General features: G+C 49.6%; 12 protein-coding genes. 5 read left to right on the top strand and 7 right to left on the bottom strand.

Going from position 1 to position 13,911, the window contains the following annotated elements:
* Nucleotides 1–7: 7 nt before the first annotated feature.
* Complete coding sequence (locus Q365_RS0100835) at nt 8–262, bottom strand: COG4315 family predicted lipoprotein (protein ID WP_028021558.1); 255 nt, start codon at nt 260–262, stop codon at nt 8–10.
* A 305-nt stretch (nt 263–567) separates the two neighbouring features.
* Nucleotides 568–1,470, bottom strand: coding sequence for an N-acetylmuramic acid 6-phosphate etherase (gene murQ, locus Q365_RS0100830; protein WP_028021557.1), 903 nt, complete (start codon nt 1,468–1,470; stop codon nt 568–570).
* Between the two features lie 228 nt (nt 1,471–1,698).
* On the opposite strand from murQ, the gene rlmC reads away from it, so the two are divergent.
* The 5 genes from rlmC to Q365_RS0100805 all read left to right on the top strand — a co-directional run bounded on the left by rlmC (nt 1,699) and on the right by Q365_RS0100805 (nt 8,092).
* Nucleotides 1,699–2,835, top strand: coding sequence for a 23S rRNA (uracil(747)-C(5))-methyltransferase RlmC (gene rlmC / locus Q365_RS0100825; protein WP_028021556.1), 1,137 nt, complete (start codon nt 1,699–1,701; stop codon nt 2,833–2,835).
* Nucleotides 2,836–3,090: 255 nt separating this feature from the next.
* Nucleotides 3,091–4,074 (top strand): glutathione S-transferase family protein, encoded by a 984-nt coding sequence (locus tag Q365_RS0100820; protein ID WP_028021555.1) that lies wholly within the window; start codon nt 3,091–3,093, stop codon nt 4,072–4,074.
* Nucleotides 4,075–4,128: 54 nt separating this feature from the next.
* Complete coding sequence (locus tag Q365_RS0100815) at nt 4,129–5,103, top strand: glutathione S-transferase family protein (protein ID WP_028021554.1); 975 nt, start codon at nt 4,129–4,131, stop codon at nt 5,101–5,103.
* 69 nt (nt 5,104–5,172) lie between these two features.
* A complete protein-coding gene (locus tag Q365_RS0100810; RefSeq protein ID WP_028021553.1) occupies nt 5,173–6,357 on the top strand; it encodes a questin oxidase family protein in 1,185 nt (394 codons plus the stop codon).
* 208 nt (nt 6,358–6,565) lie between these two features.
* A complete protein-coding gene (locus Q365_RS0100805) occupies nt 6,566–8,092 on the top strand; it encodes a phospholipase D family protein (RefSeq protein WP_028021552.1) in 1,527 nt (508 codons plus the stop codon).
* A gap of 49 nt (nt 8,093–8,141) precedes the next feature.
* On the opposite strand, the gene Q365_RS0100800 is transcribed toward Q365_RS0100805, so the two are convergent.
* From Q365_RS0100800 to Q365_RS0100780, 5 genes are all read right to left on the bottom strand, one after another.
* A complete protein-coding gene (locus Q365_RS0100800) occupies nt 8,142–8,696 on the bottom strand; it encodes a 4Fe-4S binding protein (protein WP_028021551.1) in 555 nt (184 codons plus the stop codon).
* Nucleotides 8,697–8,712: 16 nt separating this feature from the next.
* The gene (locus Q365_RS0100795) at nt 8,713–9,366 is read right to left on the bottom strand and encodes a TorD/DmsD family molecular chaperone (protein ID WP_028021550.1); all 654 of its coding nucleotides are present in this window, start codon (nt 9,364–9,366) and stop codon (nt 8,713–8,715) included.
* Between the two features lie 148 nt (nt 9,367–9,514).
* Nucleotides 9,515–10,357: a dimethyl sulfoxide reductase anchor subunit family protein gene (locus Q365_RS0100790; RefSeq protein ID WP_028021549.1), complete on the bottom strand. Its 843-nt coding sequence runs from the start codon at nt 10,355–10,357 to the stop codon at nt 9,515–9,517.
* Nucleotides 10,354–10,980, bottom strand: a complete 627-nt coding sequence (locus Q365_RS0100785) for a DMSO/selenate family reductase complex B subunit (RefSeq protein WP_028021548.1) — start codon at nt 10,978–10,980, stop codon at nt 10,354–10,356. The genes Q365_RS0100790 and Q365_RS0100785 overlap by 4 nt, the downstream gene beginning before the upstream one ends.
* 14 nt (nt 10,981–10,994) lie before the next feature.
* The gene (locus Q365_RS0100780) at nt 10,995–13,421 is read right to left on the bottom strand and encodes a DMSO/selenate family reductase complex A subunit (protein ID WP_028021547.1); all 2,427 of its coding nucleotides are present in this window, start codon (nt 13,419–13,421) and stop codon (nt 10,995–10,997) included.
* Nucleotides 13,422–13,911: the final 490 nt, after the last annotated feature.

The following is a 13,911-nucleotide window of genomic DNA, read 5'->3' as shown; positions in this document are numbered from 1 at the left end:
TCTTCCCTTACTGCTGCACGAAATACCAAACGTTTTTCACACCATCACCGATAGTGTCGCTGGGAGCCTTATCTTTAAACCATAGATCCAAAGGAAACCATAAATACATAGGAAGCCACGGATACAAAGGCTTGTTATTGTGCATCCATTGGTATGTGTCATCTGTCCTTTCTGTGATACCGAAGCCACCTGTAAAGTGCGTATTCGCGCGGGCAGAGGCCAGCGCTGGAAAAAACAGAGCCAATAAAGTCCAATGTTTCATCTTTCAGTCCTTTCATAAGCACTTCGGCGTCGAAGTGGTAAGCGCATTGCTTTTTCTCACGACCATGTGAAAAGAGGTGTTAAAACAAGAGACGACGAGGTTTGGAATTTAGATGCAGGTGCGAGAAAAAATAAAACCCTTTGCTCGTAAAGAGGGAAATATTAGGGATGTTTAGACGAGGTTAACGGCGCTTTTAAACTTAAAAACGCCGTGTTAAAAGTGGCTAGTTGGTGCGCTTGTGAAGGGTTTTATTCACGGAGACTTCAGCGACAATTGCTTCATCGTGACTCACCAAAATAAACGCACTACTTGGCGTTCAATGCGGTGCGGATAAAACCATTGTGTTGCTCTAAGCGCGCTTTTGCTTCTGAGGCATCAATTCCCGCCAGTAACATTAAGATTGCGGTTTTGCAGTGGCGATTGCAGGCATTGAGCGCGGCTTCCGCGGCTTGAGGTGACTCACCTGTGGCGTCAATCACGATGTTCACTTGACGCTGAACGAGCTTGGCGTTGGTGGCTTCTACATCCACCATCAAATTGCCATACACTTTACCACTGCGAATCATTGCGCCGCTGGTCAGCATATTCAGTACAAGTTTCTGAGCGGTACCTGCTTTCATGCGCGACGAGCCTGTAACAACTTCAGGGCCAACCACCGGTGTGATGGCGATATCCGCTTCATCAACCATTGGGCAGTGCGGGTTGCAGGCAATGGCGACCACCGTTGCAGCAACTGATTTGGCGTAGCGCATGCCGCCCAATACATAAGGAGTGCGCCCACTTGCCGCAATACCCACCACCACGTCTTTGTTCGTGATGTTCAGTGCTTCAAGATCTTTCTGACCAAGCTCTGTGTTGTCTTCGGCGTTTTCGACCGCTTTCAATATGGCGGGATGGCCACCGGCAATCAGCCCAACCACCATGTCAGGGTTCGTGCCATAGGTTGGCGGACATTCACTGGCATCCAAAATACCTAAGCGGCCTGACGTTCCCGCACCCATGTAGATTAAACGGCCACCGTTGGCAAAAGCGTGAGTGATGGCATCGACCGCCAGCGCGATGTTAGGCAGTTGCGCTTCCACTGCAAGGGCGACTTTTTGGTCTTCTTGATTGATCACCGTCAGCATGTCTAACGTCGACAGTGTATCAATGTCGGCACTGGCTGCATTTCGACTTTCCGTGACCAGTTGGGTTAAATCAATATTCATTGGATGCGTCTCTTATGTCACTCGGGAACAAGGATTTTTCTGTTACGGTCAGTATTCCTTATCTGTGCCTTTAACCTCAAGGGAAAAGCCGTTTTCTGCGCTGTTAGAGCCATGATTTTCTGACTTTTACTACGATAAAAAACGTTTTAGATAACGAGAAATAACGCGATTGGTCATTTTTTTCAGGAAGCATAGACTTGCGTTTTTTTCTGGTGGTGGTGGATCCCCATGCGTTGCAAATTCTTTGATCAGCATACGTGCCGTTCCTGTTCATTGAGAGAAATACCTTACACAGAACAGATTGAACAAAAAGACGAGGCGTTAAAATCCTTGTTTGAACAACGTCTGCCGGAGCAGTGGTTATCGCCTGTGCTAAGCGACGAAGTAGCTTGTCGTAATAAAGCGAAAATGGTGGTGATGGGTGCGGCTCACGCGCCAATATTGGGCATTGAAATGTCTAATGGAGAACCCGCTAGTCTGACGCATTGCCCGCTATACACGGACGACATGAAGGAACTGTTGGACTACCTTCGTGATTGGATTCGCACCTCGGGCATTTCGCCATATAACAAAGCCAAGAAGAAAGGCGAACTGAAGTACGTTTTACTGACCCGTGCGGCGATAAGTGGCGAGTTCATGCTGCGTTTTGTCACGCGAAGCCGCGAGTCCATGGCACGTTTTGAATCGAATCTGGATCGATTGCAGCAGGCGTTTCCTAAGTTGCGTGTTGTTACACTGAACATTCAGCCCATTCATATGGCGCGCTTGGAAGGTGACGAAGAAATTTTCCTCACGCAAGAGCAACATCTGGTTGAGCGCTTTAACGATGTGCCTTTGGTGATCCGTCCGAAAAGCTTTTTCCAGACCAATCCTAAAGTTGCAGCTCAACTCTATGCCACTGCGCGTGAGTGGGTAAAAGAGAAAAAGCCTGCACGTATGTGGGATCTTTTCTGCGGTGTGGGCGGTTTCGCGTTGCATTGCGCCGATGTCACCCGCTCGGTGACGGGCATTGAAATTGAACCCGAGGCCATCGCAAGCGCTAAACGTTCAGCGAATGAAATGGGGATCACTAACCTCGACTTTGACGCGTTAGATTCCACCAAGTTCTCACAAGGTCAAGATTCCGCACCTGAGCTGATTTTGGTGAATCCACCACGCCGCGGTTTAGGACGAGAATTGGCTGAACAACTTTCGGCATTGGCGCCAAAACACATAATATATTCAAGCTGTAATCCTGACACGCTGCGCACGGATCTCGATGCATTGCAGAGTTACCCCGTTAAGCGTTTGCAATGGTTTGATATGTTCCCGCACACGGAACATGCTGAAGTGATGGTGCTGCTGGAGCGTTCAAGCATCGCTTAAGTTTCGCGTTATTGGGCGAGGGATTGCCCTGTGTCGGTTTTAAGTGCTGCTTCCTTTATCTTTTGATGTCTCCTCCCTTTTCTTTTCTCTCTCTTCATTTCTCCCCGTTTACTTTTTTCGTTTCTACCCTCGGCTCGACTTTTGTTCTTTATTGTTCTCAAATGAAGAACAATTAATTCAATCTGGCGCTGTTTATTCGAATACTGAGGTTGATTATTGTTTGTCCATTGAAGGTTGAGAGGAAGGACACAAACAATGGGTTTATTAGTCGACGGAACATGGCGCACCGATTGGTATGACACATCGAAAACCAACGGGCGTTTTACCCGCAAAGCCACAAGCTTTCGCAGTTGGGTAACGCAGGACGGATCGGCAGGGCCAAGCGGCGAAGGCGGATTCCAAGCCGAACCATATCGCTATCACTTATATGTGTCTCTTGCGTGTCCTTGGGCGCATCGCACCTTGATCTTCCGAGCGTTAAAAGGGCTAGAAGACATGATTTCGGTGTCCGTTGTGAATGCCTTTATGGGCGATGACGGTTGGACATTCTTGCCGGGTGACGACGTGATTGAAGACAGCGTGAACAACAAGGCGTATCTGCACCAAGTGTATACGGCAGCACGCTCTGACTATACCGGACGGGTGACCGTGCCTGTGCTTTGGGATAAGAAAACCCACACCATTGTGAGCAATGAATCTGCAGAAATCATTCGTATGTTCAACAGCGCGTTTGATGATGTCGGCGCGAAAGATGGCGATTTTTATCCCGAAGCGATGCGAGAGGCAATTGATGACATTAATGACTTCATTTACCCGAACATCAATAACGGCGTTTATCGCGCAGGGTTTGCGACGACTCAAGAAGCCTATGACGAAGCGGTGGAGGAACTCTTCAATGCCTTGGACAAGCTGGAAGAACGCTTGGCAGAACGCCGATATTTGGTCGGCGACCAAATCACTGAAGCTGACTGGCGTTTGTTCACTACCTTGGTCCGATTCGATGCTGTTTATGTCGGACATTTCAAGTGCAGCCGTCGCCGCATCGTCGAATATCCCAACCTCTCAGGCTACTTGCGCGAGCTCTATCAACAGCCGGGCGTTGCCGAGACAGTGAATATCGACCACATCAAAGCGCACTATTACGGCAGCCATGAAACGGTGAACCCGACGCGCATTGTGCCGATTGGCCCTGCATTGGATTTCACGAAGTCACACGGCCGTGAACAAATTGGTCAATGATTCAAACGCGTCAACGCAGAGAAGGCGAGTGGCGTGTAGTTAAGGAGTGTAGCAATGGGAAGATTAGTTGAAGGCCGCTGGCTGACCGATGATGCGTTGCGTGAATGGGAAGCCAAGGAATATGAAAACGCACAAGGGCGATTTGTGCGCGGGACGGCCAAATTCAGAAGCTGGGTGACAGCCACAGGCGAAGCGGGGCCAAGCGGTGATGCAGGCTTTAAAGCCGAAGCTGGTCGCTACCACTTATTTGCGGCGCTGAACTGCCCTTGGGCACACCGCACTTTGATCTATCGACAAGTGAAAAAGCTCCAAGATGCGGTGGGTGTGTCTTTGGTTGCGCCGCTTCGCACCGACCAAGGTTGGGTGTTTGATGCGAGCAATCTGCGCTTTACCGACGAGCTGTTCGGCCTTGAAGCCATGCACCAGCTTTACGTGAAATCGAACTCTGATTTCACTGGGCGCGTCACAGTGCCCGTGCTCTGGGATAAGAAAACCCAGACCATTGTCAGTAATGAATCCTCAGAGATCATTCGCATGTTCAACAGCGCGTTTAACGAGGTGACGGGGGACGAGCAAGATTTTTACCCCGCCGCATTGGCGCAAGACATTGATGCGCTGAACGATTGGATTTTTAACACAATCAATAACGGCGTGTACAAAGCTGGGTTTGCACGGACGCAAGATGCCTACAACGAAGCGGTGACAGTTCTGTTCGAATCGCTGGAAAAGATCGAAACACGCCTTGGCGAGCAGAAGTTCTTGCTCGGCGATGTGATCACCGAAGCCGATTGGCGATTATTGCCGACGCTGGTGCGCTTTGATGTCGGCTATTTCACCGCCTTCAAATGCAATCTCAAAGCGTTACGTGATTACCCGAATATTTCGGCGTATTTGAAAGCATTGGTGAAACAACCGGGCGTGCGAGACACCATCGATCTGGATGTGTATCGCCGTGGTTACAACTCAAAAAGTCCGCTGCGGAACCCGCACGGTATTGTGCCGGTTGCCCCAATGGTCGACTTTTTGTAAGCGCTGTTTTCTATGCGTTAAGAAAAAACACGAACAAAGAATTCATTACCAACGTACGGAGGAGTCATTATGTTATTCACAAAATCAAACACGGCGACAAGGCTATTCAACGCAGCGCCAGACATGTCTGCGTTGGTAAACGATGAAATGCTGAAAGACAGCGCGTTTCACCCCAACTTGGGCGGCGTGACAAAAGGCGGCATGGCGAACCATTACCCAATGACCATCATGTCATTGCAGGGATTGGGTGCGAGCGATGAAGACATTCGCAACTTCCGTTCAACCTGGCCTCGTTATCGCTCAAAAATCAGCGATGATTTGCGCCTGATGGACAAAGGCGTGATCACCCAAGAAAACTGGCCTGACTATTTAGGGCAAGCCAACATGCTGGCTGACTTCCAGCGCGTTTTCTTTGAAGGCTTGAATGTGACTGACGATCAAAACGCGTACTTACTTACCGTGCTTGAAAGGCTGCAATACGCGTTGCCAATGGGATTGTTCCACCCATTGATCAGATTGAGTTTTGCCATGATGCACGGCGACAAAGGCTTGATTGCGGATGCACTCGCTTACTGGGCGATCCGTTATGAAGATTTGTACAAGCGCATGCTGCCGCCTCGCACTGACCTGACAACCTTATCAGCTAGTGCGTTGTCAGCCAGTGCCGCCGAAAACTGGGCACTGCTGCATGCGGCGAAACCGCAAATCAGTTTCTGGGGTGGAAGCTTGAGTGTGTGTGAACGCTTATGTTCTGAACCTGTGCTTCATGATATCGCGGTTGCTGAGAACTTCTTCATTACCGAAGAAAACCTTGAGCTGAAAATGCAAGAAATCGGTGATCGTGCCATTAGTTTGTACTTGTACGAGCCAGCACTCACGACGTTGCATAGTGTGACGGCGTATCAAGCATTGGCGGATATCACCCAACAAATGTTGGACAGCGGCAACGGCACTCGCCCCGTATTGGCAGAACTTTGGCAGCGCTATTGGGTATGGCTGACTGGCTTGTACCTTGAAAAAGGCTTCCCAGAAACCTTGCCGACAGTGGCGGAAGACGCTCAACAGTACGTGGATGCTTCTGATTGGCAGGACATTGCAAGCGGTATAACGTCGGTGCCAGAAGTGCATGCCATCAAAATGGTGTTTAGCTGTAAGTGGCTTTACGAACATATTGAAGCGAACCCGCTCTACAAAGCGGCAGCCATCAATGTGTTGGCAGAGCACACAGGGATAAAACCGGTGGCACTGAATTGACAGCATGATGCGCCATCACGGTAAAAACGAAAGAGCGGGCATTGCCCGCTCTTTTTGTAGTACTGAGCAAAGAATCAACGCTCACGGTGAGAATTTTAGAACTCCGCGCCAATCCAGCGATAAAAGCGAGCTGCCTTTATTGTTATATGCGCCAAATTGATCTTCGTATGGTAGTTTGTGCTTAATGCTATTGAACGGATTCAACCTCTTGATAAAGAAACTGTTACTGTCTTTTTTAGCCATTCTCATCGTTTGTGTCGCCGTGGCGTTTACCTATCATCCAAACTATGGCGAAGGACATGGCCCAAAGGCCCAGCAAAGTCATTTAGGCTATCAAGCCAATTCTGTGCTTTCGAATTACTTTTCCAAGCCCGAAGGTGTGCCTGATGCGTTTTCAGGGTTTTTCCCGTTAGAAACCGGACATGATGCATTGCTAACGCGTTTAGCCATGATTGAGTCGGCGGAACACAGTCTCGATCTGCAGTACTACATCTTCAGTAACGACGAAACGAGCCAACTGATTGTTTGGCGATTGTATGAAGCGGCGGAGCGTGGCGTAAAAGTCAGGTTGCTGATTGATGACATGCAAAGTCGAAAAGACAGCGATATTGCGTACCTTGATGGCCATCCGAACATTGATGTTCGCTTGTTCAATCCTCATCAGTTTCGCGCCCTTAGAATGCTTTCTTGGATCACCGATTCAGAGCGTTTAAACCGTCGAATGCATAATAAGTCGATGACAGCAGATGGCGTGGCCTCGGTTGTGGGTGGGCGCAATATTGGTAATGAATATTTCTCGTTCCGCTCGAGCGTGGAATTTGGCGATTTCGATGTGTTGCTTAACGGCCCCGTTGTCGAAGAGACTGCAGAGCAGTTCGACTTGTATTGGAACAGTGAACATTCCGTGCCGATGTCGTGGATCCAAAAGAGCAAGCGAATCCCTATTGCAGAAGATGTCACGCGCTGGCGAGAAGCGTCGCGCATTGAACACAAATTCACCAGTGATGAATATAACTTCGCGACCTTGCCGTTGTACAAGAAAATCAAAGACAATCAAATTGCCCTCAATTGGGGATCTGCAAGGTTATTGTTTGATTCTCCGACGAAAGTTGATGATGGCGATAGCCAGCTAATCACAGGGCTTACCGAGGTGTTGGAAGGCGTTGAAAGCTCCATGACGCTTATTTCGCCTTACTTTGTGCCGACAGAAGCGGGCACACGTGCTTTGGTTGAAGCCTCATTGCGTGGAAAACGGATCGTGATTTTGACCAATTCGTTAGCATCAAACGATGTTTTCGCTGTTCACGGTTGGTATGCCAAATATCGTGAAGCGTTGGTGGAAGCGGGTATTGAATTGTGGGAGATGAAAGCACACGCGAGCGTTGAGCATCAATGGAGTGTGACGGGAAGCAGTCGTTCTAGCCTTCATGCCAAAGTAATGATGTTGGACGACAAAAAGCTGTTTGTCGGCTCGATGAACATGGACCCAAGATCTGCCCGCTTAAACACGGAAATGGCGGTGATGTTTAATACACCCGCATACGTTGAGAGTGCCCAGAGCACATTCTTTGATGAGCTAAGTAAAAGTGCTTATCAAGTGACGATGGATGGCGGAGAAATGCGCTGGATTGATCATGAAAATCAACGTTCATTTGAGACCGAACCAGATTCAGGGTTGTTGCTGCGCACTGGCGCATGGCTTAGCGGCTTGTTACCGATAGAAAGTTGGTTGTAAGCAAGTTTTTCTGACGAAGAGAAAGCCAACGCAAATGCGTTGGCTTTTTTTATTGCATCACCATTTGAATGGCGTGAGCTGGGCAAGCGACACGACATTGGGCACAGCCCGAGCATTTATCGGTATTGATAGCAATGCTGCGATTTACAGTGTCAATTGCTTGATGAGGGCACGCTTCCGTACAAGATTGGCAAGGCGCACTCATTTGACGAATACACATGCCTGACAGCGTCGCTATAGCACCTGTAAATGGCAATTTATCGGGCGATGTATTGGCCAATGCCAGCGTGGGGCAAGCACGTTGGCACTCCCCACACTCAGTACATGCACCACCATCTAACGACAGTGTTGGCTGGCTTTCAATCATGCTGATAATGCGTTGTGGGCATGCTTCTTCACACTTTCCGCATCCATCACACAAACGAGTAAGCAAGCCTTCATCAACTGCTGTCGGTGGCCTTGGAACCGTGCGCTTTGCCGCGAGGCCTGCTTGTGTTTTTACTGGTTTACTGACGCCAGACCACAAGCCACGGAACAGCCCGCGACGGCTGCACGTTTGCATGTTGAGTTGCGCGGCGTAATAACGCTCGTCTCTGTCTGACATGATGTTGCTACCTGTTTTAACGGTAAATCGTGACCACTTTGTATTGTGCACCGACCTGAGAGGCCAATTGCTCCAGCGTGCCTTCAGCCAAGAGGCTTAGCCCTTGGTAAAACTCGGTGGTTGCGCCTTCACGCATCATCGCGAAGAAACGTGGAGCCCACGTTAATACATGGTCAGTCAAAAAGGTTTGCACTGAGGCCAAGCTGTCATTGTGTGCGGCTTCAACCACTTGTGTATTCAGTGCGGTTTCAATCAAGTAGGCAATGAATGAAAACACTAAGCCGATGTGATCCTCAGGCTCGCGTTCGCCGGTGTCGATGGCAATACCGTGGTCTGCATAAAAGGCGCGGATCGCCAAGGTGGTTTTGCCACAGGTGGTTTGCTCTTCTGCGAGATACACAGAGCCCCACGGCGCAGCCGCAAGGGTGTTGGGTCCTACAAACAACTGCGCGTAATCTCGGGAAATGGCGTGCAAGTCCGGGCGTGTTTCTAGCAGCGCTAAGCCTTGTTCCACTTTGTCGCTGCGAACATCAACAGGCCATTCTTCGAACAGCGCTTCGTCGTACAAGGCATTGATAAACGCTGCATCTGGCGCTTGGTGCAGAGCACGGTAAAAAAAGTGGCTAGCGATGGTAAGGCTTGCAAGCGTTTGGTAACGAAAGTCATTCATGGCAATGGGCTTATTCGACTGAAATTAATAATAAAAAACAAAGTGATAAAAATAAAAATAAAAAGACATAGAAAAAAGAAAAAACGAACACGAAAAAACAAAAAGAAGGGGCTGGCTATCCAGCCCCTTTGGAACGCATTGGCGATGCTTACATGCCAGAACTTGCGCTGATGAAGGCGTCGTAGAAGAACGCACGACCAGACAGTTCCGCCATCACAACCATCAAAAACGCGGCAATGGCGATGCCCGCATTTTTGTTGTTGCCGCGCAATGCTTGAGAGGCAAACAACACAACACCTGATGCCATCAAACCGATGCGTGCCATGGTGAAGGCTTCTGCGTTCGCAATGGCGAATGGGTTGGTGTAAGCGTCTAGTTGGCCTAGCCACACCGCATAACCACCAAAGCCAATCAAAGAGATTGCCATGGTGATCAGTGCTGCCATACCCAGCGTGCGGTCAGCGCAGACTTGAGTTTTACCAAGCTGAGGGGCAAGAACACGCAATGCTGTCGCTGCTGCAACTGGGCCAACAACGCCCGCCGTCATCAGGAATTGGAAGGTTGTCCAATGTGAGTTCCAGCTCACCACGGTTGGCAAACGGTACACATTAACAATCGCAAGGATGAATACCACACCCAACGCCATGGCTGCAGGAAGCGTAAGCTTTTGCAGCATCGGCTGAATGTTCAACACGCGCAGTGCGGTGTAGGTAAACGCTGCGCCACCAAACAGGGATAGCGCGACGATTTCCAAGCTCAGTGCTGATATGTGTGCCAGACCAAACATCACGTTAAACATGCGGAAAGGCTGACCCAAGTGAGTCACCGATGCCATTGCACCCAAGCCTAGCAACGCCAGTGATGCCATGAATGCGATGTTCATGCCTTTGCGTTCAGGTTTGAAGAACAGCTCAACCAACCCTAGCGCGATAAACATACCGACAGCGGATTGCGCTAGAACGGTAAAGAAGACCAGCGATAATTCACTCATAGCGATACCTCTGTCGGGTTTTGGATGCTGCCAGTGGTGTCGCCAGTTGGGCGAGAGTTACGGCAAGTGGTCACGATCAAGTTAGGTGAAGTCAGACGTGGGTCTGGCAATGGCGCAACGTCGTTCTTGGTGCCATACATTTCACGTAGCTCATCCATTGGACCAAAATCCAACGCTCGCAGTGGGCAAGATTCAACACACACAGGCTTGCGGCCTTCAGCGATGCGCTCGTAACAACCATCACATTTGGTCATGTGTTTCTTCGCAGGGTCGTATTGTGGTGCGCCGTAAGGACACGCCATGCCACAGTACTGACAGCCAACACATACGTCTTTGTCGACAACCACGAGGCCGTCTTCAGTACGTTTGTGCATCGCACCCGTTGGACAGGCTTTCACACACGCAGGGTTTGAACAGTGGTTACATGAAATCGACATGTAGTAGGCGTAAACGTTCTGGCTTACTGTGCCGTCTTCGTTTTGTACCCAGTCACCGCCAGCGTATTCGTAAACACGACGCCAGTTAACGCCCACAGGCAGATCGCTGCGGTCTTTACATGAAACCTGACAGGTTTTACAGCCAGTACACTTACTGGTATCGACGTGGAATCCGAATTGAGTCATTTATTTATCTCCCCTTAAACCTTGGCCACTTGAACCAAAATGGTGTGCTGAGGATTCCCCTTTGACAGTGGAGTGTTCTTTTGTGAGGTCAATGTGTTGATACAACCGCCCAAATCGACACCGTCTTTGTCTGGGTTGTACCAAGCACCTTGGCCTAGCGCAGTCACGCCCGGCATGATGCGCGGGGTCACTTTGATAGCAACGCGGATTTCGCCACGATCGTTGAACACGCGAACATAGTCGCCGCTTTCAAGACCACGCGCTTTCGCATCGAGTGGGTTCATCCAAATGCCGTCGAATACCACTTCACGCAGCCACGGAATGTTGTGGTAGGTAGAGTGCGTGCGGCCTTTGGTGTGGTAACCAAAGAATTGCAGCGGGAACTGCTCAGTCTTTGGATCCAAGTGGCTTTCCCAGGTGGTCACGTACTGAGGAATTGGCGTGATGATTTCATCGTCAGCCAAGGTCCACTCTTTCGCGATGGTTTCCAGCTTGGTGGAGTAGATTTCAATCTTGCCAGACGGCGTGCCTAGGGCGTGCTTCTCTGGGTCGTTACGGAAATCTTCCAGTGCGATACGGCCTTCTTTTGGCGCTGCCAAGGTGTAAGGACCGTTTTTACGCAGGTCTTCCAGCGTAGGCAGGTTCGCATCTTTGGCACGCGCACCTTCGTACAGGTATTCCAACCAACCATCACGGGTACGGCCTTCGGTGAACGCATCTTTCACGCCTAGGCGCTCTGACAGACCCACACACATGTCGTAGGCGCAACGTGTTTCGTACAGTGGCTCGATAGCACGAACCAGCGGGAACACACCGCCCAATGAACCTGAAGAGTAACCGTCAGAGCTCACTTCGTTGTTTTCGATGGTAGTTACGTCTGGCAGTAACAGGTCAGCAAAGCGTGCAGATGAGGTCATGTGGTTATCACACACCACGATGAATTCTGCTTGGCTTTCATCTTCGATCAGTTTGCGGTGTTTGTTGATGTCCGCATGCTGGTTCATGATCATGTTGCCTGAGTAGCTCAGTAGGAACTTGATCGGGGTACGAAGACGCTCACCACCTTGAATGCCGTCGGTTTTGTCGGTCATTTCGTGGTGACGGTAAATTGCATCGCTCCATTTGAAGAACGGTACTTTCACTTGAATAGGGTTAACGCCGGTTGGAATGCGTGGCGCTGGGTAGCTCCAGTTCGCTGGCATATCACCGGTGTTGGTACCTGGGCGGCCGATGTTACCCGTTAGGATTGGCAGCATCACGATCGCACGAGAGGTTTGCTCGCCATTTGCTTGACGCTGAATACCGGTACCTTGGGTAATGAAACACGCTTTTGCGGTGCCGATTTCGCGCGCCAGTTGAACGATTTGATCAACAGGAATGCCGGTGATTTTTGATGCCCACGCAGGTGTCTTCTCAATGCCATCTGGGCCTTGACCTAAGATGTGCGCTTTGTAGTGACCGTTTTGCGGTGCGCTTGCTGGCAGGGTGGACGCGTCGTAGCCTTGGCAGTATTTGTTCAAGAAATCTTGGTCAACCAAGTTCTCGTTGATCAAGGTGTGTGCGATACCTTCAACCAGTGCCGCATCGGTACCAGGGCGGATAGGTAGCCAGAGGTCTTCTTTACCCAACATGGTGTCGGTGTAACGCGGGTCGATAATGATGGTACGAACGTTGTTCTTACGCTGTGCGTTGATGTGCTCGTGGATCTCACCGCCACCACTCATGCGGGTTTCCGCAGGGTTGTAACCGAACATCACTAGCAGGTCAGCGTTCTCGATTTCCGTGGTGTAGCTACCGTAAGCAGACGGTTTGATTGAGCCGTAAGTGAACGGTAGAGCAAACTGAATTTGGCCCCAGCTGTAGTTACCGTAGTAATCAAGGAAACCACCCACAAGGTTGAACAAACGCTTAAAGCAGTCTTTACCGTCAGTACGGTAACCTTGTGTGCCTGAACCGTACGTAATGAAGATCGAATCATTACCGTACTCTTTGATGGTGTACTGGAGTTTTTCAGCCATCAAATCCAGCGCTTCGTCCCAGCTAATGCGTTCAAACTGGCCTTCGCCACGCTTGCCAACACGCTTCATTGGGTACTTCAGGCGGTCTGGGTTGTAAACACGGTGTTTGATAGAGCGGCCACGCAGACACGCACGCACTTGGTGATTACCAAAGCCTTGGTCATCGCCACGGTTGTCTGATTCAATTTGGGTGATCACGCCGTTTTGCGTGTGAACTTGCAGCGCACAACGGCTACCACAGTTCACCATACAAGCGGACCACACCGTTTTGGTTTCAATGGCGTTTGTTGCCGTGGTTTTGGCAACCGCTTTCAATGGTAGGCCAGCAGCCAGTGCTGTACCCCCGCCAATGGCTGCCCCCCACTTCATGAAGCTTCGACGCTTCATTGGCGCTAATACCGCCTTATCGATCCAGTTTTTCATTGTCATTCTCACACCGCTTTCGCGGATCTGTGTGCTAATTGACTTAGCTATTTTTATTTGCTTCAAACCCCGCAACAAACCATTCACCAAGCGAATGATTTCATGGGTCTAAAACGTAGAATCTTCGATGAAATATTACGGAGGGAACTATAAGTACTCACTAATTGTGAGGGAATGTTTATTCGGGGTAAATTGGTGCTACAAACAGCATGAATGAAGGTTTATTGATTCTAATCAAGATTATTGAGGAGTGATTTTTCCTGAATGCGATCTATTCGCAATTTAAGAATAATTACCCAGTGTGGGCTGGCGCAGTTACGTGCCTATTTATTTGCCTAATCAATTGATATTTTTGAGTGATGCTAGTTGTTTAGTAATAGCATGGTGTGAATCATTCATGATGATATCTTATTGAATTATGCAGTGTGCTTGGTGAGTCTAGTGGTGGGGAAACAGAGAGATCTTGCTGGTTGTTTGCATAAAAAAAAGA

It is taken from the genome of Enterovibrio calviensis DSM 14347, from assembly GCF_000621165.1.
Taxonomy (GTDB): domain Bacteria; phylum Pseudomonadota; class Gammaproteobacteria; order Enterobacterales; family Vibrionaceae; genus Enterovibrio; species Enterovibrio calviensis.
This window is presented reverse-complemented; position numbering and strand designations above follow the sequence as displayed.

Coding starts and splice junctions, on each gene's coding strand:
- Q365_RS0100835 (WP_028021558.1), bottom strand. CDS start 262: ATGAAACATTGGACTTTATTGGCTCTGTTTTTTCCAGCGCTGGCCTCT.
- Q365_RS0100820 (WP_028021555.1), top strand. CDS start 3,091: ATGGGTTTATTAGTCGACGGAACATGGCGCACCGATTGGTATGACACA.
- murQ (WP_028021557.1), bottom strand. CDS start 1,470: ATGAATATTGATTTAACCCAACTGGTCACGGAAAGTCGAAATGCAGCC.
- Q365_RS0100795 (WP_028021550.1), bottom strand. CDS start 9,366: ATGAATGACTTTCGTTACCAAACGCTTGCAAGCCTTACCATCGCTAGC.
- Q365_RS0100780 (WP_028021547.1), bottom strand. CDS start 13,421: ATGAAAAACTGGATCGATAAGGCGGTATTAGCGCCAATGAAGCGTCGA.
- Q365_RS0100815 (WP_028021554.1), top strand. CDS start 4,129: ATGGGAAGATTAGTTGAAGGCCGCTGGCTGACCGATGATGCGTTGCGT.
- Q365_RS0100800 (WP_028021551.1), bottom strand. CDS start 8,696: ATGTCAGACAGAGACGAGCGTTATTACGCCGCGCAACTCAACATGCAA.
- Q365_RS0100790 (WP_028021549.1), bottom strand. CDS start 10,357: ATGAGTGAATTATCGCTGGTCTTCTTTACCGTTCTAGCGCAATCCGCT.
- rlmC (WP_028021556.1), top strand. CDS start 1,699: ATGCGTTGCAAATTCTTTGATCAGCATACGTGCCGTTCCTGTTCATTG.
- Q365_RS0100810 (WP_028021553.1), top strand. CDS start 5,173: ATGTTATTCACAAAATCAAACACGGCGACAAGGCTATTCAACGCAGCG.
- Q365_RS0100785 (WP_028021548.1), bottom strand. CDS start 10,980: ATGACTCAATTCGGATTCCACGTCGATACCAGTAAGTGTACTGGCTGT.